The organism is Ruegeria sp. AM1 (genome assembly GCF_056540745.1).
Genome location: NZ_JBQFXH010000001.1, coordinates 812,830 through 836,877, shown reverse-complemented (window position 1 = coordinate 836,877; position 24,048 = coordinate 812,830). Strand labels below are relative to the sequence as shown.

Below are 24,048 nucleotides of genomic sequence, written 5' to 3'. Positions count from 1 at the left end.
CGTGCATCGCCAGCATGGCCGTTTGCCTATCCCAGAACAACCCCGCGGAAGGTGCGGCGAATGGAACCCTGCTGGCCTTAACTATGGACAGCTGACAATCGCGTTGCACATTGTGACGCAACAAAGGTGAGTTTCCAATGCTGCTGAATATAGACCATGTGCAAAAGACTTATCCAGGTGGGCGTCCGGTGCTGCAGGATGTCTCGCTGACGCTTGACCATGGCCAGACGCTTGCGCTGACCGGTGAAAGCGGCAGTGGCAAAAGCACATTGCTGAACCTCGCGGCCGCGCTGGATGATTTTGATGCCGGGGAAATTACGCTTGATAGCGTAGTATTGTCACCTCTGGATGATCGTGAACGCGCAGAGATAAGACAGTCGAAGGTCTCACTGGTGTTTCAGCAGTTCAATCTGATCCCGTCGTTGACCGTCGCGCAGAATCTGGCCTTTCACGCAAGGCTTGCGGATCGGCAGGATGAGGGTTGGACCGCGTATCTGGCTCAAAAGTTGGGGCTGGACGCGCTGTTGGACCGGTATCCTGAAAACCTGTCGGGTGGCCAGCAGCAACGTGTCGCCATCGGGCGCGCGATGGCCATGCGGCCCAGGCTTCTGCTGGCGGATGAGCCAACTGGCAATCTGGACGAAACCGCCAGCGCCGTTGTTCTGGACCTGATGCTGGATCTGGTCGCTGAAACCAATGCGGCCCTGCTGCTGGTCACCCACTCACAAGACATCGCCGCGCGGCTGGATCGTCGGGCCCATCTGGCCAATGGACGGGTTGCATGACAGGTGCGGTCGTTCAGGCGCTGCTGTCTCATTGGCGGGCGCATTGGTTGCAACTGGCCACATTGCTGACTGGCATCGCGCTGGCCACAGGTCTGTGGTCTGCGGTTCAGGCGATCAACGCCGAGGCGCGCGCCAGCTATGCCCGCGCCAATGCGCAGCTGTCTTTTGGACAATTGGATGAGCTGCGCCATCCTGCGGGTTTCATCCCGTTGTCCCGCTATGTCGAGCTGCGGCGCGCAGGCTGGCAGGTCGCCGCGGTGCTTGAGGGTTCTGTCCGCATGGATGGGCGCACCCTGCGGCTGATGGGGGTGGATATGGTCGCCTATCCCGCCCTGCCCGCCATCACCGAGATTGAACAAACCGGCACAGCACCTGACCCCGCCGATATGCTGACAGCACCGGGACGCCTTTTGATCACGCCGGAGCTGGCAGAAGTGTTCGAGGGGCGCGATGACGTGCCGCCGACCCTGATCTCAACGGCGCTGCCGCCCGATTTCATACTAACCGATATCGGAGTGGCCGAACGGTTGCTTGATCGGCCGGGCCAGATTTCACGGCTTGTCATCCTGCCGGATCAGACGGCCTATGCGCCCCCCCTCGCCGAAATTGCGCCCGAGCTTGAACGCATAACCCCTTCGGCCCAGGTTGATACCGCGCAGCTGACCGACAGCTTTCATCTGAACCTGTCGGCCTTTGGCTTGCTTTCCTTTGCGGTTGGGCTGTTTATCGTGAACGGAACCGTTGGCTTGGCCTTTGCGCAGCGGCGCGGAATGATCAGAACGTTGCGCGCGCTCGGCACGCCAATGCGAACCCTCATATGTATTATTCTGGCCGAACTGATCCTGTTCGCGCTGATCGGCGGTGTGGCTGGTCTGGTGTTGGGTCACCTTATCGCAGGCGCGCTGCTGCCGGACGTGGCCGCAACCCTGCGCGGCCTCTATGGCGCGCCTGTTGAGGGGCAATTGGCGCTGCGCCCTGAGTGGGTAGCATCGGGATTGGCCATGGCGGTCGGAGGCACGCTGGTCGCCAGCGCCCATGCGCTGTGGCGGTTGTCTCGGCTGCCGCTGCTGGCCGGACCGGGTCAACAGGCCTGGAGCAACCATACCGCAGGACGCATTTTCGCCGGCGTCGCCGGGATCGCTCTGATCCTTGGCGGATTGGTCGTCTTCATCAGCGTCAAAGGGCTGATTTCAGGCTTTGTGATGCTGGCCGGAATACTGACCGGCGCGGCCCTGCTGCTACCTGCTATTTTGTCTCTAACACTGGGCTTTTTTGCCCGTCGTGCCCGTGAACCGGTGGCGCAATGGGTCTTGGCGGACATGCGTACGCAGCTGCCCGGCCTATCCCTTGCGCTGATGGCGTTGTTGCTGGCTTTGGCGGCCAATATCGGTGTTGGTACCATGGTTTCGAGCTTTCGGCTGACCTTTGTAGGCTGGCTCGATCAACGCTTGACATCCGAGCTGTATGTGACCGCGCACAACGAACAGCAAGGCGTGCAGATTGTCGACTGGCTGAAGCCGCAGGTTGACGCCATCCTGCCCATTCGCAGCGCAGAGCTGAGCCATGAGACCGGGCCATTGTTCCTGTATGGCGTCGTCGACGATCAGAGCTATCGACAAAACTGGCCGCTGATCGCCAAAGGCCCCGATGCGTGGGATCGCGTGATGGAGGGTCAGGCCGTTCTGATCAACGAACAACTGGCGCGCCGCGCCAACCTTTGGCCCGGGGACGCGCTGCACCTGTCGCCAAGCCAGTCGCTGGTGATCGCGGCGGTCTATTCCGACTATGGCAACCCCACTGGTCAGGCCATTGTTTCAATGGATCAGCTAGATACGATCGTACCGGGTGCGGTGTCGCGGCGGTTTGGCGTCCGGCTGCCCGCAGACCGTGCGACCGAACTGGCGCAAGCCATTCGGGATCGCTTTGATTTACGGAACGAAGCCGTTGTGCAGCAGGCTGCGATGAAGGCGCGCTCGCTTGCGATATTTGAAAAGACATTTGTCGTCACGTCCGCTCTGAACATTCTGACGCTTGGCGTCGCAGGCTTTGCCATTCTCACCAGCCTTCTGACCCTTTGGACGCAGCGCTTGCCTCAGCTTGCACCGGTCTGGTCCCTGGGATTGACCCGCGTACAACTGGCGCGGCTTGAGCTGCTGCGCAGTGTCGTTCTGGCCGCGCTGACCTTTTGTCTGGCGCTTCCGCTGGGGCTGGTGCTGGCCTGGGTGTTGCTGTCTGTGATCAACGTTCAGGCCTTTGGCTGGCAATTGCCGATGTATCTGTTCCCCATCGAATGGCTGTGGCTGTTCCTGCTGACATTGCTGGCCGCCACGGTCGCAGCCGCTCTGCCCGCGCTGCGGCTCAGACGCCTGCCACCGGCTGATTTGCTGAGGATTTTTGCCAATGAACGTTAGAGCGCTCTTGCTGTTTCTGCTGCTTCCGCTGTCCGCGCTTGCGCAGGGATATGCCGGTCTGGGTGGCAATGCGGATGGTTTTACAGCACCCCAGCGCGGATATGCGTTTCAGTTCCCGCGCGATCACGGCCCGCACCCTGATTATCGGATCGAGTGGTGGTACCTGACCGCAAACCTGAAGGGTGAGGACGGGCGCGACTATGGAATCCAATGGACGCTGTTCCGCTCAGCACTAAAACCCGAAGAGGCCGAAGGATGGCAAAGCCCGCAGCTGTGGCTCGCGCACGCGGCGGTCACCACCCCGGAGAACCACTATTTCGCCGAACGCCTGTCGCGCGGCGGGATTGGACAGGCCGGTGTCAACGCTCAGCCATTTGAGGCGTGGATTGACGAATGGCATATGAAATCCAACAACGACGATATCAACGCACTGGACCTGACCGCCACTGGCACCGAGTTTTCATATGACCTGTCCCTGACCGCGCATACGCCATTTGTTTTTCACGGGGATGCCGGGTATTCGGTCAAATCAGCCGATGGTCAGGCCAGCTATTACTACTCGCAGCCCGGCTATTCCGTCGATGGGGTGTTGCGTTTGCCTCAGGGCGACGTGGCTGTCACGGGCCACGGCTGGCTGGATCGTGAATGGTCGTCGCAGCCATTGGCACAGGATCAAAGCGGCTGGGACTGGTTCTCGCTCAGCTTTGATGACGGGCAGAAACTGATGGCATTCCGCCTGCGGGGGGCGCGTGGCGATTATACCTCTGCCACTTGGATTGACGCGCAGGGGAACGGCACCGCCCTGCCCGATGGCAGCGTGTTCTTTACCCCGCAGGAAACAAACCACGTGGCTGATCGGGACATCCCCGTGCGCTGGCATATATCGCTGCCGGCGCGTGATCTTGAGGTTGAAGTCACAGCCCTGACGCCACAGTCCTGGATGGGAACGCAGTTTGCCTATTGGGAAGGACCTGTGCTTGTCACCGGCAGCCATGCGGGGCGCGGCTATCTGGAAATGACCGGATACTAGGCCGCGCGCCTATCGCACGACATAGACCGAGACCTTTGCGTGCCGCACTACCCGCGAGGCGTTTGGCCCAAGCAGATAGTCTTTGAAATCGGGCTTATGCGCGCCGATCACAATCAGATCACTGCCAGCGCTTTCAGCCGTCTTAAGAATCTCCTGATAGGCTGTTCCGGTCGCAACTACATGCCGGATCGAGGCGTTCTGATCAGCGCCAAGCGTAGATATGCACAGCGCGCTCAGTTGCTTGTGTGCCTCTTCCTGCGCTTGCTCGTGATGATGTGGCTCAAAGAAACTAGTCACAAATGACTCACCGTAATCCGGCATCACTGTCACGACATCCAGCTGGGCACCTTCGCGAGCGGCTATCTCGCCCGCGGTTTTCAGAACGTCAGCATCAAGATCACCATTGCTGATATCAACGGCACACAGAACGGATTTGGTCATGCCGGCACCTCTTGTCTTGCGGCGCGGCCGCGTTGCAGGAATGCGATCAGACCCAGAAGGATCAGCGCAGGTATATAGATCAGTTGCTGTGGAGGTTGTGTCGACGGCAGGCTGACTGACGCGATGCGCACCGCCTCATCGCCGTAGTAGTCGAAGTTACCCAGATCCGCGGAAACAGGTGTGCCGAACAGAGGTTCATCCAGCTTGACCAGCCCGTCTTCTTCGATCAGCAACAGACCCATCGCCTCGACACGCGCGGCCCCACCGTCTTCCGAACCAACGGGGATCACGATAGTCGTATCAACCATATTTCCGGTGTCAAAATCCGGCCCACTGATCACCATTCGTACCTCGGTGCCAGGTGGCGTTTTGTCCATGGTTTCAACGAAGGCTGAAGGTTCGACCGATGTATACGGCGGCGCGATGCGATCCATGAAATAGTCGGGTCTGAACAGCGCAAACGCGACCAGAATCAACGCGATACTCTCATAGATGCGGTTGTGGGTCACAAAGTAACCCATTGTTCCGGCAGTGAAGACCAAAATCGCGATCGTCGCTGATATGGCGACTATTATACCTTCGGTCCATGTCACATCAATCAGCAGCAGGTCTGTGTTGAAGATGAACACAAACGGCAAGGCGACAGTTCGCAGCGAATAGAAGAAGGCGGTAAAGCCCGTCTTGATCGCGTCGCCCCCAGACACAGCCGCTGCAGCAAAGCTGGCCAACCCAACCGGGGGCGTCACATCCGCCATGATCCCGAAGTAGAAGACAAACAAATGCACCGCAATCAGTGGAACAATCAGCCCGCTCTGCGCTCCAAGCTCGACCACAACGCCGGCCATCAGCGAACTGACCACGATATAGTTCGCCGTGGTTGGCAGTCCCATGCCCAGAACAAGGCTCAGCAGCCCGACACACATCAGAACAAAGACCAGTGTTGTGCCGGTCATGTCTTGCGCACGCTCTGCAACAGTTCCTTGAAACGCCGTCAGTCCGACCAAATCGGTGACAGGGCTGATCAGGTGAACGAAGATCGCAGCGAAATAGGTCAGACCGTATGCCATCGCCTCGACCAGATCGGCCATGACCTGCCCAATCCCGGTGAGGGTGACCGTGCCCACAATCACGCCAGCCGTCGCCGTTGCAAGAGCGATACCGATCATGTTGCGCGCGCCAGCGATCAGACCTTCCCAAAGATCTGCAATGCCGCTGACAAAAGCGTTCGCCAGGGCGCTCTGCCCCCGGAAAATCGCTTTGAGCGGCTTCTGCGTGGCCAGAATGACAAACAGCAGCGCCGTCGCCCAGAAGGCCGAAAGACCCGGCGATTTCTGTTCGATCATCAGGAAGTAAACCAGAACGATGATGGGCAGCAGATAGTGCAGCCCGGCTTTGTAAATCTTGGTGATATCCGGCAGCTCGACCGTTTTGGCGTTGGGATCATCGGGCTCAAGATCGGGCACCTGTGCGGCCATGGCGAGCAGAGCGACATAAACCAGCAGGATGGCAACCGTGATCAAAAGATCGGCCATGCTGGGCACCCAGGCCTCAGCGGCATCTACCGGAAATTGCGATCCATAACACAATCCTGCAAAGACCAGGAAGAAGCTGGCCATGCCAACAATCGTCCGCGCCAGATGCACCTCGCGGTCACCCAATGTTGGCATGTTCCGCTTCACGGCTTCAAGGTGAACGATGTAGACCAGCGCGATGTAGGAAATCGCCGCAGGCAGGAAGGCATGCGTGATCACTTCGACATAGGAAATGCCCACATATTCGACCATCAGGAAGGCCGCTGCCCCCATCACGGGCGGCATAATCTGACCATTGACCGAGGATGCAACCTCTACCGACCCAGCTTGCTCACTACTGAAACCAACGCGTTTCATCAGGGGTATGGTGAAGGTGCCGGTGGTCACCACATTGGCGATCGACGAGCCCGAGATCAGGCCGGTTGCAGCCGACCCCACAACCGCTGCTTTGGCCGGGCCGCCACGCAGGTGGCCCAGTGCCCCAAATGCCATTTTGATGAAATAGTTCCCTGCCCCAGCCTTATCCAGCAGCGCCCCGAACAAAACAAACAGGAACACGAACTTGGTTGAAACACCCAAGGCGATGCCAAAGACGCCCTCAGAAGTGATCCACATGTGGCTCATCGCCTTTTTCAGGCTCGCACCTTTCCAGCGAATGACTTCGGGAACCCATTCGGACGAGCCGAAGAACACATAGGCCAGAAACACCGTCGCAATGACCGCCATTGCCGGGCCAAGCGCGCGGCGCGCGGCCTCGAACAGCAACAACAACCCGCCAAGGGCGATCCACTTGTCGGTATCATCGGCAAGGCCGCCAGCGTTCACAATCTTGTCGTAGAAAAAATAACCATAAAGCGCGACACCCGCCCCCAGAATTCCCATCAGCCAATCCTGAATCGGGATGTAGCTTCTTGGGCTGGATTTCAGCGCCGGATAGGCAGCAAAGGCCAGAAACATGGCAAAGGCCAGATGAAACTGCCGCGCATTGTTCACAACGCTGCCGGGCAGCACATAGTTGGAAATCGGCGATGCCAGAACAACCTGGAAGATCGACCAGATCGCGGCAACGATCGCCAGAAACAGACCAACGTTCCCTGCAGGGTCCCGTGCGCCTGCGTCTGAGGACGCAACCAGTTCCTGAAGCTCTTCTTCGGATAAAGGACGATTGCCCTGTTTGTCAGCGCTCATCAAATCTCTCCCCGTTCAGCGGCCTATTTCGGCACTGTTTTTATGTTCCGGTCGTGACCCGGTTGGGAACGAGGCGCAAACCGCGCCTCGTTCTTGAGTTAGCGGATTACTGAATCCAGCCTTTTTCTTTGTAGTACTTCTCAGCACCCGGATGCAGAGGAGCCGACAGGCCGTCTGCAATCATTTCCTCAGGCTTGAGGTTGGCAAAGGCCGGGTGCAGCTTTTTAAAGTCATCGAAGTTTTCGAAGACCGAGCTGACAACCGCATAGACGGCCTCGTCGGACACGTCTGCCGAAGTAACAAAGGTTGCGCCCACACCAAATGTGGCAGTGTCACCGTCAGACCCGCGATACATACCCCCTGGGATGGTTGCGGTACGGTAGAACGAGTTGTCGTTGACCAGCTTATCAACGGCTTCGCCGCTGACATTTACCAGGACCGAGTCACACGCAGTGGTGGCTTCCTGAATCGAGCCCGACGGGTGCCCAACGGTATAGACCATCGCATCAATCTGGTTGTCGCACAGAGCTGCGGATTGCTCGGCCGCCTTCAACTCGGTTGCCAGCTCAAAATCGCCAGTGCTCCAGCCCATTTCGCCCAGCAGAACCTCCATCGTGCCGCGCTGACCAGAACCGGGGTTACCGATGTTCACACGCTTGCCCTTGAGGTCTTCGAAATTGGTGATCCCCGCATCGGCGCGAGCCACAACAGTGAACGGTTCGGGATGCACCGAGAAGACCGCGCGCAGGTTTTCAAACGGGCCTTGCTCTTCGAACTTCGACGTGCCGTTGAACGCGTGATATTGCCAGTCGGACTGTGCAACACCAAACTCCAGCTCGCCTTCGCGAATGGTGTTGATGTTGTAGACGGACCCGCCGGTCGATTCGACCGAGCAACGCACGCCATGCTCTTTGCGGCCCTTGTTCACCAAACGACAGATCGCGCCGCCGGTCGGATAATAAACACCCGTAACACCGCCTGTTCCAATCGTGATGAAGTCTTCGGCATAAGCGGCCGGAGCCATAAGGGCTGCGGTAACAACCGCGCCGAGGCTAAGCTTGCTGCTGTTTTTCATTTTTGAGAACTCCCAATTCTTTTGGTGGATGGGAAACCGTTCGGCGAACCCATCCAGGGGGGCCGTCGTTATGATAAGCACACGTGCCTTGCAACAGGTACAAGCGCCTCAGTTTCAAGAATCTCCCAACACTCTCGACGTTTCATTCAGACACTTGCCTTGTCAAGTCCCGTGCAGATTTCGAATGCGCCATTCTGCATTTCTGACGCTGATCGCGTATCTTTCCCCGTCACAGCCCGGGAATAGCATGTGCTTTTCAAGCGCTTTTGCGGCCAGCAGGACGCAATCACGCGGCTGCTTCTTCACCTGATGTCGTTCATAGGCCTCCGAAACGCAGTCTGATTTGAGCCGACAGACCTCTGGGTTTGGGACCCGTTTGCAGACCACATGGTCTAGTGCATCAGCTTATTGTCCGACATGCCGTAAATTCGCTCGATCATGGAAAGGACCTCCCTATGAGAGCCCAGCTGTTCGGCCGATGTCTTGCGCAGATGACGCATCAGAACTGGATTGCTTATTGCTGTGAATGCGCTCCAGCCCTTTTTGGGCGGTGCATTCGGATCGACCTCGATCAACTAATTGTCGATCTTGGTAGTATCCTTGGACATGATTGCATCTTTCAAGAAAAAATAGTCGCGCTCGGCGGTCTGGGTCAGGTAGATACCGATAGGAAGGGTCCACGCAGTCCCGGCGCGGTCGAGATTTCTCAAGTCTAGATTGAGCCATCGAAAGGCCGCAAAAGCCTTGATTGTATGCACGCAGATTCGAAAAGAACTCTGTAGGCGACACAAAATCTACGAAGGATTGATTTATGAGCAGGCTCCTGACCATTGCAGCGGTAATTTTGGCTGCTTCCAACACTGCAGCATTTGCAATTGATGAGTGTGTGTCGATCGATGCGGATTTGGATCGGCTTGCCTGCTATGACAAGGCCTCTGGTCGGACACCGAAAACAGAAGTTCAGAAATCGGAAGGGGGCGACTGGCTTATTCAACCCAAAAAATCCGATTTTGAGGACACGACCGATATTTATCTTTCGGTGCATTCGAACGATCTGATGAACTGCAATCGCTTTGGTGGCCAGGAAAAGGCTACACTGATGATTCGTTGTAAGGAAAACACGACAGCGATCTTCCTCAACACAAACTGCCACCTAGCATCCGGTCATGGCGGATACGGTGTCATCGACTACAGAATTGACGACCAGGCCGCCGGAGACCGGAATTTTGAAGCAAGTACCGACAACAGCGCGCTCGGTCTTTGGAACGGCGGGAAGTCTATCCCGTTCATCAAAAAGATGATCGACTCTGATCGAGTATTGATGAGGTTCACCCCGTTCAATCAATCCCCTACAACCGTAGAGTTTAAGACCGCAGGCCTGAGTGAAGCCATCAAGCCTTTGCGGAAGGAATGCAGCTGGTAGCATATCGCTTCGGCCTCAAGACGTGCACGTGATCAAGGGCTTCGATCACTTCCCCTATCTCTGCAATGGCCTGCATCTGATCCTTGTCACAGTCGGATTGCTGTGGGCGGCCAATATTGCTCTGACCGCCTCGCCTGCCTCCTACTGATTGCACCAGCGTACATGACAATTGGTCCGCGCTGCCGTAACGTGAGGGTTGAAGCGGCGAGCGAGACGATGGGCTACTGGGTGATGATCAGATGCCCCTTCAAGCGCAAGAACGCCAGTCGCCGGCCGACCGATGACTATATGCGCGACAGATAGTCGTTCGCAAACTAGATTATCCGAATCCGTTCGGAAACGTGAGAGCTCAACGCGTACTTCGTGTGAGCAATCAACGAGCATAAAGGCACTCTGGTACGGGTGCCCGCTTTCCGATTTTATCGTTTAAAATCAGTGGTGCCCAAGGAGAGACTCGAACTCTCACGCCCGTGAAGGCGGGGGATTTTGAATCCCCTGCGTCTACCATTCCGCCACTTGGGCCACGCGCATTGGATTAGCGTCCTGCGACGGGAAGGTCCAGAGGCAAAAAACATCCAATTTCCTCAACAGCGGTTGACGCGTCGTCGGGCACATGGTTTGGCTGGCCTCGACAGTTCTCAGGATTTTAGTGCCGAATGTTGCGATCGCTTTATGACTGGACGATACGTCTGGCGGATCATCCTCGTGCCCTTTGGGCGTTGGCAATTGTAGCGTTTGTCGAAAGCTCGTTCTTTCCGATCCCTCCTGATGTTCTGATGATCCCGATGATTCTGGCACGACCCTCACGCGCGTGGCTGATAGCAACGGTTGCACTGGTCGCCTCGGTTCTGGGCGGGATGATGGGTTATGCCATCGGCGCTTTTTTCTACGAAAGCGTAGGTCAGCCCATTCTTGAGGCGATGGGCAAGGGTCATGCGATGGAAGAGTTCAACCAGCGCTTTAACGACTTTGGGTTCTGGGCGGTTCTGACCGCCGGTGTGACGCCGTTCCCCTATAAGGTCATCACCATCATGTCGGGCTGGACGGGTATGCCGTTGGGGACCTTTATCGCGACCTCTATTCTGGCGCGCGCTTTGAGATTCTATATCGTTGCGGGCCTGCTGTGGGGCTTTGGCGAACCTATCCGCGACTTTATTGAAAAGCGTCTGGGGCTGGTCTTTACGCTCTTCGTCCTCTTGCTGGTCGGAGGCTTCTTTGCGGTGAAATACATATGACAAAGCACAGAACCTACGTTCTTCTTGCGGCTGGCGGCTCGGCTGCGTTGTTGTTGGGGGCACTGGGGTTCCAGTATCTCGGAGGTCTGGCGCCCTGCAAAATGTGTATCTGGCAGCGATATCCGCACGGTATAGCTGTTTTGGTAGGCCTGCTTGCGCTTGCCCTGCCCGGCCAGCGCCTTCTGCCCTTTCTAGGCGCACTGACGGTTGCAGTCTCAGCCGGGATCGGCGTTTTTCACGCGGGCGTGGAACAGGGATGGTGGGAGGGTCCGACCAGCTGCACCTCGGGCGATATTGGTGGATTGTCCGCCCAAGAGCTGATGGACCAGATTATGTCGGCACCGCTTGTGCGCTGCGATGATATTCCGTGGGAATTGTTTGGCCTGTCGATGGCCGGCTGGAATGCGTTGATATCAGCAGGTCTGGTAATGATCTGGCTGGCCGCGTGGCGCCAAAGCCAGCTTTAAGCTTCATCCAGTTCGGCGTCCCAATATAGGAAGTCGATCCAGCTGTCATGCAGATGGTTCGGCGGAAACTTGCGTCCGATGTTGCGCAACGCCTCGGCATCCGGCTGTCTGGGCGGTTTTTGCAACGTCATGCGCGCCTGACGCAGCGATTTTGACCCTTTGCGCAGGTTGCAGGGGCTGCACGCCGCAACCACGTTCTGCCAACTGGTCACGCCGCCCGCCGCACGGGGAACAACATGGTCGAAGGTCAGGTTTTCGCGGCTACCGCAGTACTGACATTTGAATTCATCCCTCAGAAATAAATTAAAGCGCGTGAAGGCCACGCGCTTTCTGGGTTTTACATAGTCTTTCAGAACGACAACCGAGGGTATTCGTATTTCTGTACTCGGGCTTCGCACGACTTCATCATATTCGGCGACAATGTCCACCCGGTCCAGCCAGGCCGCCTTGATCGCCTCCTGCCAGGGCCACAGTGACAATGGGTAATAGGACAAGGGGCGATAGTCGGCGTTCAAAACCAAAGCCGGATGGTGCTTGAGCGCACCTGTTTCCCTGACAAATTCGGTCCTGAAGTCTCCGTCCATCACAGAATCGCTCCTCGCTCTCAGCTGCCCATTTATGACACCAGAGCGGGGAGCACCCGCCCCGGTCTTTTCACGACTATATATCGTGTTAAAACTCTGACAAGCCCTGATTTTCCACAATATGTCGAAGACTGGGTAAGCCGAATCCGTAACAGTGGCATGACAGTTATCCACAGGTTGCACATCACGCGGTGCTCGCGCTATGGCGAGGCATGAGCTGGTTCATTCGATTCAACAAACCCTTTGATGTGCTGCCGCAATTCACCGATCGCGCCAACGCGGATACGCCGCGCAGCACCTTGTCAGAGTTCATTGATCTGCCGGGCGTATACCCTGCAGGCCGGCTGGATCGCGACAGCGAAGGGCTGATGCTGCTGACCGACAACGGGCGATTGCAGGCGCAGATCGCGGATCCCAAACACAAGATGGCGAAAACCTATTGGGTGCAGGTCGAAGGCGTACCGGATGCGGCAGCCCTAAAGGCCTTACGGGATGGCGTTGACCTGAAAGACGGTCCAACGCGTCCGGCCAAGGCGCGGCGGATGGATGAGCCCGAACAACTCTGGCACCGCACGCCACCGATCCGCGAGCGGAAATCTGTCCCCGACAGCTGGATCGAGCTAACGCTGCGCGAAGGCCGCAATCGACAGGTGCGCCGGATGACAGCAGCGGTGGGTCATCCAACCCTCCGCCTGATCCGGGCGCAGATAGGAGAGTGGTCGCTCGACGGGTTAGCGCCGGGCCAATGGGAGAGCCTGCCGATGGTCGCTCTGGACGCGTCCCCGAAACGCAAGCGGGATCGCCGCCCGCGTCGGTGACAGCCATCTCTGTTCAGGCTAAGCTGACAAGCATGAAAGTAACGCCGGACATACCAGCCCCCTCAGCCGTGCTTGAGGCTGCGTTGTATGTCGATGATCTGGACGCGGCAGAACGTTTCTATGGAGATGTGCTGGGACTTGAGCAAATTCAGCGCGTCACAGATCGGCACGTGTTTTATCGGGTCGGCGGGTCCGTTCTGTTGTTGTTCAACCCCGAGGAAACCTCGCGCCCTCCTTCTGATCCGCAACGGCCTGTCCCGCCACACGGTGCGCGTGGCGCGGGCCATGTTTGTCTTGCTCTGTCACGAGACGAGATTGCCGCCATGCGCAAACATCTGCTGGACTGGAACATTCCGGTAGATGCCGAGTTCGATTGGCCAAACGGCGCAAGATCGCTCTATATTCGTGATCCCGCCGGAAATTCTGTCGAGTTTGCCGAAGGGCATCTCTGGGACTAACTCAGTTCGAAACGCTTGGATATCCGGTTGACCGGGGTGCCATCTCGCAACGGGACGCCATACGCCACGGAATAATCCTTGAAGCCCATTCTGTCATAGTAGCTCAGGCCGGGCACGTTATCCGCCCGGATCGTGGCATTGATCGCGGTAAAGCCCGTGGCGGCGGCGACCTTTGAGGTCTCGGAGAACAGTGCCCGCCCTGCGCCCTTCAATACAGGGTCGCGTCGACTGAACGTGGCGATGTCGGCGCAATGGTCTGGCAGCGTATCCTTTGTCCCGAGCCACTGAAAACCTGCGACCTCACCCTGATCATCCAGCGCAACGTGGCAGCAGATTTTATCTGTTCCATCCAGGTAGCTCTGAACGAATAATGGCTCAGAAAACGGGATCTCAAACGCTGTTGTCCCGCCGATATTGATGATCTGGTTGAGGATGTGGCAAGCGGCGCTCACATCCTCGGGCATCATGGGGCGAACCGCGATCATCACAGACTCAGCTTGTCGCGCATAAAGGCAAGCGCGACGCTCAGACCATCAGGCGCGATACCGTGGCCAGTGCCCTTCATGACATGGGCATAGACCTCTTTGAACCCGGCACCCTGCAGCGCTTCGGCGGCCTCGGGTAGCGATTGAGGTGGCACAACATCGTCGGCATCGCCGTGAACCAGCAGGACGGGCATCCGGCTGACCACTTCATCCGCCAGCATGTCCGGTTCCAGCAAGCGGCCTGAGAATGCGACAATGCCTGCGACGGGGTCTTCACGCCGGGGCGCGACATGCAGGCTCATCATCGTGCCTTGCGAGAAGCCAAACAGAACCACCTGTTCGGGCAAAACGTCGTCGTCCACCATAAGGGCGTCGAGAAAGGCGTCGAAATCCTCAACAGCCATTTCCATCCCGCGCCGGGCCTCTTCCTCGGACGATCCATCTATCCACGGAATCGGAAACCATTGAAAGCCGTTCGGCATTCCAGGGAGCTGCTCTGGCGCGTCAGGGGCCACAAACAACGTGTCCGGCAGGTGTTCCCCCAGCGGATCGGCCAGCCCCAACAGATCGGCCCCATTTGCTCCATAGCCGTGTACAAACACCACGACCGAGCGCGTGACGCCCGAAACCGGCTCTTTCCTGAGCGCATTCAAAACCCGTGTCATCTGATCCCTTCTCTGTCTTTGGCCACGCGGTAATAGGCCCACAAAACCCGCGCCGCAACCGATCGCCACGGCGACCAGGCCTCGGCCATTTGCCTCAACTCTTTGTCGGTTGGGCGTTTTGGTAAGTCGTATAGAACGCGCGCGGCCTCTTGCAGAGCAAGATCGCCCGGTGCGATGACATCAGCGCGCCCCAGCGAAAACATGGCGTATATCTCGGCGGTCCACACCCCTATTCCCGGCACTTCCGTCAACACGGCGACAACTTCGTTGTCAGGGGCGTTTCGCAGCGCCTTATAGTCGATGCGCGCTTCGGCTAGCGCTTTGGCATAGCGCGCCTTCTGACGGCTCAATCCGGCTGCGCGCAGATCATCGTCGGTGGCCCACATGATCTTGCGCGGCCCCGTCAGCCTGGCATCCTTCAAACGTTTCCAGATGGCATTTGCGGACGCAACGCTGACCTGTTGACTGACGATGGCGCTCAGCAATTGTGCAAAACCGTCAGGACGGCGGCGCAAGGGCAACGGACCTGTCCGTTCGATTGCATAGGCCATCCGCGGACAGCTATTGGCCAGCCACACTGCGCCCTTTTCCACACATTCGGGGGTCTCGATAATATGTCCGACGGGCATGTCTTCTCCAGCGCAGCAATCCATCGCACGTTAGGCGCCTTTGTCGCATATGCAACCCGCTTGTATGTGATTGATTTCGCCGATAGGCATGAGCCCATGACGATGACAGCCACAAAAACAGACAACCGTCAGGCCATCCGAAACGTGGCCGTGCTGGTCGGTGCGCAGACCATTCTTGGTGCACAGATGCCGATGCTGTTCATCGTTGGCGGGCTGGCAGGTCAGTCGCTGGCGACCAACCCCTGCCTTGCCACGCTGCCGATCTCGCTAATCGTGCTTGGGTCTATGCTGGCGGCAACGCCCGTTTCGGCAATTATGCAAAGATGGGGTCGCCGCGCGGGTTTCCTTGTGGGGGCAACAGCCGGTGCCTGCGGCGGGCTCGTCGGGGCCTATGGCCTGTATCTCGGATCGTTCCCCGTCTTTCTGCTGGGCAGCCTGCTGACCGGCATCTACATGAGCGCCCACGGCTTCTACCGCTTTGCGGCCGCAGACACGGCATCAGACGAGTTTCGGCCCAAGGCAATTTCTTACGTAATGGCGGGTGGACTGGTGGCTGCTATTGTCGGGCCACAAATCGTTAAACTCACCGCTGAAACATATGTGATCCCGTTTCTGGGCACATACATTGCCGTCATTGGCGTGAACCTGATCGGTTCGGTTCTGTTTTTCTTTCTGGATATCCCAACGCCCCCCCGTCCAACCGCAGACGCCCCCAAAGGGCGCACCCGGATAGAACTGCTGAAAACCCCACGCATCGCGGTTGCCGTCATTTGTGCAATGGTCTCTTACGCGCTGATGAACCTTGTGATGACCTCCACACCGCTGGCGGTTGTCGGTTGTGGTTATTCCGCAAATGACGCGGCAGATGTGGTGACAAGTCATGTTCTGGCAATGTACGTCCCAAGCTTCTTTACCGGGCATCTGATTTCGAGATTTGGGGTTGAGAAAATCGTCGCTCTGGGCCTTGCGATCCTTGCCGGGGCTGGCGTGGTGGCGCTGCAGGGTGTTGAGCTTGGAAATTTCTATATCGCTCTGATTCTGCTGGGCGTCGGCTGGAACTTTGGCTTTATCGGCGCCACCAGCATGCTGGCTGCATCTCACGAAGTACACGAGCGTGGGCGGATGCAAGGCCTGAACGACCTGCTGGTATTTGGCGGCGTGACGCTGGCCTCTCTGGCATCGGGTGGCCTGATGAACTGCTCTGGCGGATCACCGGTCGAGGGGTGGAATGCCGTGAACCTCGCGATGATCCCACTGCTCACACTGGCGGGCGGAGCTCTGCTGTGGTTGAGCATGCGCCCACGGACGGCTTAGCCCGTCGAGGAGCCCGGCCGGTCACCAGCGTTTCGTGGCGGCCTTGGTCATTAGTGACAGGCGGCGGCGGATTTCACCCTGGGCAAGCCTGCCTTCAGCAACCCGTTCCGGTCGTTCGATGATCCGCTTGAGGACCCATGCGGCCTGCCAACCCGCCATCAGAGCGGGCGCTGCATCGGCCGAAACGGCTGCTCGATTGGATTGAGCGCAACGTAATCTGTCCAGCGCGCGTTGCGCCAACTGCCGAACTCCGGCAGGCGTGCCATCGATCAGTGGCACGCGTCCGCGCGCCTCAAGGTCCGGAATTGCACGAAACCAATTGGCAACCCCCACACCGTATCCGAAATCACGCAGGACGGTGTCGTCTGCCGGGCCGAGAGCCTGCGCCGAAACCACCATCAGCGTTCCGGCGCTGTGGGTGATATAGGCGTCGAAATGATCTTCATCTTCAAAGGGGTCTCTGTATATATCCCAACGCCTTACAGAGACATATTCATCCAACAGTGAGGCAAGATGCGCTGAAAGCACCCCCGAAAGCGGCGTGACCACCTCATGACGCCGCACCGTCGGCCCCTGCGAGATTTCCTGCAACGCATCGCGCCACCACTGCAAGCGCATCTCAGCGATCATGGGTTCCTGCGTGACCCAGGGCGCGCGGGCAACCTCGATATTCATGGCGTAGATCGGAAACAAAACCGCCCGCGCGGCGACCGGTGCCGCCATCACGGCCATGAAACGATCCGGGTCGGCGCGATGCACAAGCGCGGCGCAGGCTTTCACATCTTCGTCGAATGTCACGGTCACTCTGCCGCTGCCGAAACGGTGTCGCCGTCACGCACCAGTTTCCATTGAATGGCCTCCAGCAACGCCTCGAACGAGGCGTCGACTATATTTGCACTGACGCCAACAGTGGACCAACGGCGCCCCTGCCCGTCTTCGCTGTCGATTATAACACGTGTGACGGCTTCGGTCCCGCCCTGGGTGATCCGGACCTTAAAGTCGACCAGATGCATGTCATCCAGCACAGGCGAATATTGCCCCAAATCCTTGGACAACGCTTTGGCCAAGGCGTTCACCGGGCCCCGGTCGCTGCCCGTGTCATCCACGGATTCGCTGACAGAAAGCTTCTTTTCCCCGTCCACTTTGACGACAACAACAGCCTCAGACAGGCTGACCATCTTGTTGTACTTGTTCTTTCTGCGCTCGACGGTGACCTTGTACCGTTTCACCTCAAAGAACTGAGGCAGTTGTCCCAGTTCCTCTCGCGCCAGTAACTCAAAACTCGCCTGCGCTGTGTCGTAGGAATACCCGTCAGCCTCGCGCTGCTTGATCCGTTCAAGAATGCGTCCCAATGCAGGGTCACCCGCCTCTACCGACAGCCCGGCCTCTGTCAGACGCTTGCGCAAATTGGACTGCCCGGCCTGGTTCGACATCGGGATGACACGTGCGTTGCCCACGGTCGCCGGATCGATATGCTCGTATGTGGAGGGATCCTTCAGGATAGCGCTCGCATGCAGGCCGGCCTTGTGAGCAAAAGCCGACGCACCGACATAAGCTGACTGCTTGCTGGGCACCCGATTCAGGATGTCGTCCAACATCCGGCTAAGGCGGGTCAGCCCCGACACGGCCTCACGACTAGCACCAATGTCAAATTGCGAGGCATAGGGTTCTTTCAACAACAAGGTCGGGATCAGCGCCGTCAGGTTGGCGTTGCCACAGCGCTCGCCCAAACCATTGAGTGTCCCCTGAATTTGCCGCGCGCCCGCATCAACAGCCGCTAAAGAACACGCAACAGCGTTCTCAGTGTCATTATGCGTATGAATCCCCAGACGGTCCCCCGGCAGCCCCGCCGCAATCAGGTTCGAGACCACGCGCCCGACCTCAGCAGGCAGCGCGCCGCCGTTTGTATCGCACAAAACAACCCAGCGCGCACCAGCCGCGAGGGCTGCTTTGCACACCTGCAGGGCATAGTCCGGATTGTCCTTGTATCCATCAAAGAAATGCTCGGCATCGAACAGGGCTTCGCGCCCCTGGGCAACGATATGCGCGACCGATGCGCGGACATTCTCGATGTTTTCATCGAGCGAAAGACCAAGCGCATGGGTGACGTGATAGTCATGTGATTTCCCCACCAGACAGACCGCCTGCGTACCCGCGTTCATGACCGCAGCCAGAACCTCATCATTGTCGGCGGAACGCCCCGCCCGTTTGGTCATGCCAAACGCGGTCAACCGCGCCGCGGTCGCCGGGGCTGCATCAAAAAACGCACTGTCGGTTGGGTTCGCGCCCGGCCAGCCGCCCTCGATATAGTCGACACCCAGGGCATCCAGAGCCTGGGCAATCTGGACCTTCTCAGCCGTTGAAAACTGCACGCCCTGCGTCTGCTGCCCGTCGCGCAGGGTGGTATCATACAGATAGAGGCGTTCTTTTGTCATCGCTTGCTCCCGCTGGCGTCCGGCCATCACAGATCCTCTAGCCTGGCAAGATCAAAGCCTGCACCCGGCACCAGCTCAACCCCGGCTTTGCTCATTCGCACTTCCAACCCAGCTGCAATATACGCGGATTTCAGGCGATCGACCTCCGAAAAGTCTTTGCTCTGCATCGCTTCAGAACGCGCATTTGCCAGCTTCTCTGCATGTGCGGACAAATCAATTTCCCCGTCATCCGCCCAAGCGCCTAATTCATCGGTCAGCAGGCCAAGCAACTGCGCACCGGCCAGCAATGCGCCCGCATCGCCTACTGCCGCCAAACGGTGAAGTTCGGCAATGGCCCCCGCTGTATTCAGATCGTCGCTCAGCGCCGCGACCACCGACGGGGCCGCGCTGGCGGTGGGCTCGATGCCCGCCGTCAGCGCCCGCCACTTCCGCAACACCGCCTCGGCATCCCGTGCCTTCTTCGCGGTCCAGTCCATCGGCTTGCGGTAATGCGTCTGAAGAAAGACAAAACGGATGACCTCACCGGGCACACCCTGTTCCAGCAGGTCACGCACCGTGAAGAAATTGCCCAGTGATTTGGACATTTTCTTACCCTCAACCTGCAGCATTTCATTGTGCAGCCAATAGCGCGCGAACTCACCTTCGGGGTGCGCGCAGCAACTCTGAGCAATCTCGTTTTCATGATGCGGGAACATCAGATCGTTGCCACCGCCGTGAATGTCAAAACTTTCACCCAACAGCTCATAGCTCATGGCCGAGCATTCGATATGCCAACCCGGTCGTCCCCGACCCCACGGGCTCTCCCACCCCGGCAACTCATCGGTCGACGGTTTCCACAACACGAAATCCATCGGGTTCTTCTTGTAAGGCGCAACCTCAACCCGCGCACCTGCGATCATGTCGTCGACAGAGCGGCCAGACAGCTTGCCATACCCCTCACTCCACGAGTCGACCGCAAACAGAACATGCCCTTCGGCGGCATAGGCATGCCCCTTGGCGATCAGACCTTCGATCATCGCGATCATCTGCGCAATGAACTGCGTGGCGCAGGGCATCTCATTGGGTTCAAGCGCCCCCAGCGCGCCCATATCGTTCAGATACCAGTCAATGGTCTCGTCCGAACGTTCCTGCACCAGCTGTTCCAACGACCCGTCTGCGCCTGCCTGCTTGCGCGCCAGCGCAGTGGCGTTGATCTTGTCGTCCACATCGGTGAAGTTGCGGACATAGGTGACATGTTCCGCGCCATAGGCATGGCGCAACAACCGATACAGCACATCAAACACCACCACCGGACGCGCATTTCCCAGATGGGCGCGATCATATACCGTGGGGCCACAGACATACATCCGCACGTTTTCGGAATCGATCGGGACAAAGTCTTCCTTCGCCCGTTTCCGTGTGTTGTGCAGTTTGATCGTCGTCATCAGTCGGCTCCTAGAAACAGCAGGTACATGCGCGTTGACGCGGGCTTAGCAACTTGTCTCAGGGATGAAAACGAAAGAAACCGGCCCGCTTGAAAGTTCAGCAGGTAATGCAGCAAATAATGATGCAGGTCATCGGGTTCATGGCCCTTCGATAGCACGAGAGACCGCCCTCGCCAAGGCTTGAGTTCATCTTCCTCCTTCGGCAAGCTGCGCGGCATGAGCCGAGACTATGTGAATTCTATCTGCCGCGCGTTGCCCGGAGCCGAACTGTCCGACCCCTGGGGTGGCGGTCATGATGCGTGGAAGATCGGCGGTAAGATGTTTGCTTGTATCGGAGCGGTGGGTGACGGTGTTTCGGTGAAAACCCCGGATATCGAAACGGCGCAGATGCTGATCGAGGCCGGTGTCGGCATCAAAGCCCCCTACTTTCACCGCAGCTGGATCAGATTGCCCTGGAACACCGATGAGGCTGAGATGCAGCACCGGCTGATCGCGTCATACGATATCGTTCGCGCCACGCTGACCAAAAAGCTGCAGGCGACGTTTCCCCCACGAGGCTAAGATCAAAAGCGGAAGGTTGTCCGCAGGTTGAAGGTGTTGGTGTCAAGATCGCCATTCGAACGTGTAACGTCGTTGAATTCCTGCCGCAGCGCCTCACCACTGATGACAAACCTGTCGCCGATGGGATAGGCGACCCCGATTCCATAAACTGCGGCGGTGTCGCTGTTGTCTGACGCTTCTGCGCGCGCGGCACCGACCACGACATAACCCAGGGCCGGACCAAAATCATATCCGCCGCGAAACTTGAGGCGGGCGACACTGTCCAGGCTGCCTTCGGCACCAAGCCCGAGGTTCAGGCGGTCATACTCGAACTCTCCCCCCAGAACAAAATCGCCGAAATCATAGTCATATCCGATATGAGGGCCGAAACTTGTGTTATTCCCGCTAACACCACCTCCGCCATCCGCATCAGTGTACCCAAAGCTGAAACCTGCGTAGGCCCCGGTCCAGTCTTCGGCAAAAGCAGGCGTAGTGCTGAAAATCAGCAGCGCAGCGTATATGGCCGATCTTGGTATCATCTGCCTCTCCAGCATTCCGCGTCACGACCCTCTCAAGTCAGCAACACGTTGTAAGACCTTGGCACGAATCTGGGTGTGCTCCCTCTCAATTCAAGTCACAATTCATTTCCAATAAGTGAATACATCTTAACAGAATTCTCTCAAAACGGGAAAAAATGTTAAATGGCTCGTTTGCTGGCAGTACACGCCTGATCCAAGCGGTCTGATGGCACGAAAGTTTCTGAACAACAGGTCGTAAACAGGACAGATCGCGTCGATCGGCGATGCAAAGCTTGGTCATTGACTGATTGAGGTCCTGAATGCGCAGCGAATATTGGAAAATCCGACTGATAAGCCGGACGATCGGTGCAGATCGCGGTCGTGCGGCCCGTGGTCGTCCCGCCTGCACGTGAACCCGCCACAACCTGAACACGTTCAAGCAATCGGAAAACTCTCATGAACGATCAAACCCGCAGCCCATCTCGTAGCGGAGGACGGGCCGCGCGCCGTTCGGCGCGCGCGGCTGCCCTGCCCGACCACCTGCGCCCGGTCCGTCCTGGCATGGAAGGTGGCAGCTATAAACCCTTCAGCCTGCAGGATATGGAACGTATTCACGCCGCAGCCCTGACCGCGCTTGAAACCATTGGCCTTGCCGATGCACCACAAAGCGGGATCGACTACCTCGTAGCAGCCGGCTGTACCTTAGGAGACGACGGTCGTATCCGCTTTCCCCGATCCCTTGTCGAGGATGTTCTGACCAAAGCAAATCGCGAGGTCGTGTTGCACAGCCGAGACGGCAAGACAGATTTGGATTTGTCGGGATCGCGGGTGCATTACGGTACGGCGGGTGCCGCCGTCAGCATGGTTGATGTCCATGGCCGCGAGTACCGTGATTCAACGGTGCAGGATCTGCATGATGCGGCGCGCATCTGTGAACAGCTTGATAATATTCACTTTGTTCAGCGCCCGATGGTGTGTCGTGACATTCTGGACAATCAGGAAATGGATCTTAATACGATCTATGCCTGCTGTTCCGGCACCCATAAGCATATCGGCACCTCTTTCACCGATCCCAGCTATGTCGCGCCAGCGATGGAGATGCTGCACATGATCGCAGGCGGCAAAGACAAGTGGACCGAGCGACCATTCGTGTCGAACACCAACTGTTTCGTCGTGCCCCCGATGAAATTCGCGACCGAAAGCTGCGAGGTAATGGAGGCCTGTATCAAAGCAGGCATGCCGATCCTCTTATTGTCCGCAGGAATGGCAGGCGCAACCGCCCCTTCGACGATTGCCGGCGCAATCACCCAAGCCACGGCCGAATGCCTGGCAGGTTTGGTTTATGTAAATGCCGTAAGCCCCGGTGCTCCCGCGATTTTTGGCACATGGCCCTTCGGGCTGGATTTGCGCACAGGCGCGATGTCCGTTGGTTCCGGAGAGCAAGCGTTGCTCAGCGCGGGATGCGCTCAGATGCATGGTTTTTACGGATTGCCCGGTGGCGCTGCTGCGGGCGCCTCTGATTCAAAACTGCCGGATATGCAGGCCGGGTGGGAACAGATGTGTTCAAACGTGATGGCCGGGCTTTCCGGGCTGAACATGGTATATGAGGCTGCGGGTATGCACTCATCCCTGCTGGGGTTCTGTCACGAGAGCCTGATCCTTGGCGATGACCTGATCGGTCAGGCCCTGCGCTGTGTCCGTGGGATTGAGGTGACAGATGACACGTTGGCACTGGATCAGATGGCTGAGGTTTGCCTGGGTGGCCCCGGTCACTATCTTGGAACCGATGCCACGCTCAGCCGGATGCAGGCGGACTATGTTTATCCGACATTTGGGGATCGGACATCACCTAAGGAATGGGCCGAATTGGGGAAACCTGATCTGATCGAAAAAGCGACTAAGCGAAAGGAAGAGATACTCGCATCCCCTTCACCAGCAAGTTTTGACCCATTATTGGATGCAGAATTGCGCGACAAGTTCAATATTCACCTACGCCAATAGCCCCCAAAAAAGCGGCCCGCTGCAAAGCGGGCCGCCTGTACTCGTGTCACAGGTTAACCGTTGCTTGCAGGCAGCAGCCCAGCTTCCTGAGCGGCCACGATCTCGGCCTCATCAAGGGCACCGTCGCTGTTTACATCCAGCAACGAAAAGCTGTCTGCGTCCATTTCCGGCAAAATTGCCTGCACTTCTTCGATCGTCAGAACACCGTCTCCGTTAGTGTCGGCACTCGACAGGGCAAATGCCATGGCCGGAAATACTACTGCCATTGCAGCCAGTGCTGTCAGTTTTGTCGGTTTCATTGTGATATCTCCTGATAGGGGTTTTTATGTGGTAGTTCGTCCGGACAAGCATCAAAAAACACTCCACCAAAGAGATGTCACCGCGCCAATCAAAAACCTTCCGATTCGCGCCAAAGACCGCCCGTTTGCGCCGTCACACCGTGCGGCCTCTTGCTGGTCAAAACGGGTCACCAACGAACTGGCAGCTATCCCCCTACGCTTTCGGTTCGCTCAGGCAAGCCACCGCTCAAATGCCGGCATTCGGTTACGAAAAAGAAAGGGGGCCGAAGCCCCCTGTCAGTTTCGCCTTCC

24 protein-coding genes and 1 tRNA gene are annotated in these 24,048 nt (G+C 57.9%); 11 read left to right on the top strand and 14 right to left on the bottom strand.

The features are described from left to right. The first annotated feature begins 137 nt into the window (after positions 1–137). Genes ACR0I7_RS04170 through ACR0I7_RS04160 form a run of 3 tightly spaced genes read left to right on the top strand, consistent with a single transcriptional unit; the run spans position 138 to position 4,226 of the window. A complete protein-coding gene (locus tag ACR0I7_RS04170; protein WP_480508714.1) occupies positions 138–785 on the top strand; it encodes an ABC transporter ATP-binding protein in 648 nt (215 codons plus the stop codon). After that, on the top strand, positions 782–3,196 hold the full coding sequence (locus ACR0I7_RS04165) for an ABC transporter permease (RefSeq protein WP_480508712.1): 2,415 nt from the start codon (positions 782–784) through the stop codon (positions 3,194–3,196). Before ACR0I7_RS04170 ends, ACR0I7_RS04165 begins: the two co-directional genes overlap by 4 nt. Further along, entirely contained in the window at positions 3,186–4,226 is a 1,041-nt protein-coding gene (locus ACR0I7_RS04160; RefSeq protein WP_480508710.1) for a lipocalin-like domain-containing protein, read from the top strand. Before ACR0I7_RS04165 ends, ACR0I7_RS04160 begins: the two co-directional genes overlap by 11 nt. 9 nt (positions 4,227–4,235) lie before the next feature. On the opposite strand, the gene ACR0I7_RS04155 is transcribed toward ACR0I7_RS04160, so the two are convergent. The 4 genes from ACR0I7_RS04155 to ACR0I7_RS04140 all read right to left on the bottom strand — a co-directional run bounded on the left by ACR0I7_RS04155 (position 4,236) and on the right by ACR0I7_RS04140 (position 9,172). Beyond that, positions 4,236–4,667: a universal stress protein gene (locus ACR0I7_RS04155; protein WP_480508709.1), complete on the bottom strand. Its 432-nt coding sequence runs from the start codon at positions 4,665–4,667 to the stop codon at positions 4,236–4,238. Continuing rightward, a complete protein-coding gene (locus ACR0I7_RS04150) occupies positions 4,664–7,387 on the bottom strand; it encodes a TRAP transporter permease (protein WP_480508706.1) in 2,724 nt (907 codons plus the stop codon). Before ACR0I7_RS04150 ends, ACR0I7_RS04155 begins: the two co-directional genes overlap by 4 nt. Positions 7,388–7,493: 106 nt before the next feature. Beyond that, the gene (locus ACR0I7_RS04145; RefSeq protein ID WP_480508704.1) at positions 7,494–8,462 is read right to left on the bottom strand and encodes a TAXI family TRAP transporter solute-binding subunit; all 969 of its coding nucleotides are present in this window, start codon (positions 8,460–8,462) and stop codon (positions 7,494–7,496) included. Between the two features lie 575 nt (positions 8,463–9,037). After that, positions 9,038–9,172: a hypothetical protein gene (locus ACR0I7_RS04140; RefSeq protein WP_480508702.1), complete on the bottom strand. Its 135-nt coding sequence runs from the start codon at positions 9,170–9,172 to the stop codon at positions 9,038–9,040. A 101-nt stretch (positions 9,173–9,273) separates the two neighbouring features. Here ACR0I7_RS04140 and ACR0I7_RS04135 point away from each other — a divergent pair, with 101 nt between their 5' ends. Continuing rightward, a complete protein-coding gene (locus tag ACR0I7_RS04135) occupies positions 9,274–9,885 on the top strand; it encodes a type VI secretion system-associated protein TagO (protein WP_480508700.1) in 612 nt (203 codons plus the stop codon). A 436-nt stretch (positions 9,886–10,321) separates the two neighbouring features. On the opposite strand, the gene ACR0I7_RS04130 is transcribed toward ACR0I7_RS04135, so the two are convergent. Next, positions 10,322–10,407 (bottom strand) — tRNA-Leu (locus ACR0I7_RS04130). Between the two features lie 134 nt (positions 10,408–10,541). On the opposite strand from ACR0I7_RS04130, the gene ACR0I7_RS04125 reads away from it, so the two are divergent. Continuing rightward, positions 10,542–11,120 carry a YqaA family protein gene (locus ACR0I7_RS04125; RefSeq protein ID WP_480508698.1) on the top strand — a complete coding sequence of 193 codons (579 nt, stop codon included), beginning with the start codon at positions 10,542–10,544 and terminating at the stop codon, positions 11,118–11,120. Continuing rightward, a complete protein-coding gene (locus tag ACR0I7_RS04120; RefSeq protein WP_480508696.1) occupies positions 11,117–11,587 on the top strand; it encodes a disulfide bond formation protein B in 471 nt (156 codons plus the stop codon). The genes ACR0I7_RS04125 and ACR0I7_RS04120 overlap by 4 nt, the downstream gene beginning before the upstream one ends. On the opposite strand, the gene ACR0I7_RS04115 is transcribed toward ACR0I7_RS04120, so the two are convergent. Further along, positions 11,584–12,171: an HNH endonuclease gene (locus tag ACR0I7_RS04115; protein WP_480508694.1), complete on the bottom strand. Its 588-nt coding sequence runs from the start codon at positions 12,169–12,171 to the stop codon at positions 11,584–11,586. The two genes, ACR0I7_RS04120 and ACR0I7_RS04115, sit on opposite strands and share 4 nt — an antisense overlap. A 212-nt stretch (positions 12,172–12,383) precedes the next feature. Between ACR0I7_RS04115 and ACR0I7_RS04110 the strand changes: the two genes are divergently transcribed. Further along, positions 12,384–12,989 carry an rRNA large subunit pseudouridine synthase E gene (locus tag ACR0I7_RS04110; protein WP_480508692.1) on the top strand — a complete coding sequence of 202 codons (606 nt, stop codon included), beginning with the start codon at positions 12,384–12,386 and terminating at the stop codon, positions 12,987–12,989. Between the two features lie 32 nt (positions 12,990–13,021). Continuing rightward, on the top strand, positions 13,022–13,447 hold the full coding sequence (locus tag ACR0I7_RS04105; protein ID WP_480508690.1) for a VOC family protein: 426 nt from the start codon (positions 13,022–13,024) through the stop codon (positions 13,445–13,447). Here ACR0I7_RS04105 and ACR0I7_RS04100 read toward each other — a convergent pair. The 3 genes from ACR0I7_RS04100 to ACR0I7_RS04090 are packed head-to-tail and all read right to left on the bottom strand — an operon-like array spanning position 13,444 to position 15,226. After that, positions 13,444–13,932, bottom strand: coding sequence for an N-acetyltransferase family protein (locus tag ACR0I7_RS04100; protein WP_480508688.1), 489 nt, complete (start codon positions 13,930–13,932; stop codon positions 13,444–13,446). The two genes, ACR0I7_RS04105 and ACR0I7_RS04100, sit on opposite strands and share 4 nt — an antisense overlap. After that, entirely contained in the window at positions 13,932–14,597 is a 666-nt protein-coding gene (locus ACR0I7_RS04095) for an alpha/beta hydrolase (RefSeq protein ID WP_480508686.1), read from the bottom strand. Before ACR0I7_RS04095 ends, ACR0I7_RS04100 begins: the two co-directional genes overlap by 1 nt. After that, positions 14,594–15,226 carry a DNA-3-methyladenine glycosylase family protein gene (locus ACR0I7_RS04090; protein ID WP_480508684.1) on the bottom strand — a complete coding sequence of 211 codons (633 nt, stop codon included), beginning with the start codon at positions 15,224–15,226 and terminating at the stop codon, positions 14,594–14,596. The genes ACR0I7_RS04095 and ACR0I7_RS04090 overlap by 4 nt, the downstream gene beginning before the upstream one ends. A gap of 96 nt (positions 15,227–15,322) precedes the next feature. Here ACR0I7_RS04090 and ACR0I7_RS04085 point away from each other — a divergent pair, with 96 nt between their 5' ends. Further along, positions 15,323–16,540 carry an MFS transporter gene (locus ACR0I7_RS04085; protein ID WP_480508682.1) on the top strand — a complete coding sequence of 406 codons (1,218 nt, stop codon included), beginning with the start codon at positions 15,323–15,325 and terminating at the stop codon, positions 16,538–16,540. A 21-nt stretch (positions 16,541–16,561) separates the two neighbouring features. Here ACR0I7_RS04085 and ACR0I7_RS04080 read toward each other — a convergent pair whose 3' ends face one another. Genes ACR0I7_RS04080 through cysS form a run of 3 tightly spaced genes read right to left on the bottom strand, consistent with a single transcriptional unit; the run spans position 16,562 to position 20,399 of the window. Next, positions 16,562–17,338 carry a squalene/phytoene synthase family protein gene (locus tag ACR0I7_RS04080; RefSeq protein WP_480509707.1) on the bottom strand — a complete coding sequence of 259 codons (777 nt, stop codon included), beginning with the start codon at positions 17,336–17,338 and terminating at the stop codon, positions 16,562–16,564. Positions 17,339–17,340: 2 nt separating this feature from the next. Then, positions 17,341–18,975 (bottom strand): citramalate synthase, encoded by a 1,635-nt coding sequence (gene cimA / locus ACR0I7_RS04075; protein WP_480508680.1) that lies wholly within the window; start codon positions 18,973–18,975, stop codon positions 17,341–17,343. 26 nt (positions 18,976–19,001) lie between these two features. Beyond that, on the bottom strand, positions 19,002–20,399 hold the full coding sequence (gene cysS, locus ACR0I7_RS04070; RefSeq protein WP_480508678.1) for a cysteine--tRNA ligase: 1,398 nt from the start codon (positions 20,397–20,399) through the stop codon (positions 19,002–19,004). Positions 20,400–20,615: 216 nt separating this feature from the next. Here cysS and ACR0I7_RS04065 point away from each other — a divergent pair, with 216 nt between their 5' ends. After that, positions 20,616–20,960, top strand: a complete 345-nt coding sequence (locus ACR0I7_RS04065) for an MmcQ/YjbR family DNA-binding protein (protein ID WP_480508676.1) — start codon at positions 20,616–20,618, stop codon at positions 20,958–20,960. A gap of 2 nt (positions 20,961–20,962) precedes the next feature. On the opposite strand, the gene ACR0I7_RS04060 is transcribed toward ACR0I7_RS04065, so the two are convergent. After that, the gene (locus ACR0I7_RS04060; RefSeq protein WP_480508674.1) at positions 20,963–21,478 is read right to left on the bottom strand and encodes an outer membrane protein; all 516 of its coding nucleotides are present in this window, start codon (positions 21,476–21,478) and stop codon (positions 20,963–20,965) included. Positions 21,479–21,913: 435 nt separating this feature from the next. Between ACR0I7_RS04060 and ACR0I7_RS04055 the strand changes: the two genes are divergently transcribed. Then, positions 21,914–23,458 carry a trimethylamine methyltransferase family protein gene (locus ACR0I7_RS04055; protein WP_480508672.1) on the top strand — a complete coding sequence of 515 codons (1,545 nt, stop codon included), beginning with the start codon at positions 21,914–21,916 and terminating at the stop codon, positions 23,456–23,458. A gap of 53 nt (positions 23,459–23,511) precedes the next feature. Here the strand turns inward: ACR0I7_RS04055 and ACR0I7_RS04050 are convergent, their stop codons facing one another. Continuing rightward, positions 23,512–23,757: an EF-hand domain-containing protein gene (locus ACR0I7_RS04050; protein ID WP_480508670.1), complete on the bottom strand. Its 246-nt coding sequence runs from the start codon at positions 23,755–23,757 to the stop codon at positions 23,512–23,514. Between the last annotated feature and the right edge of the window lie 291 nt (positions 23,758–24,048).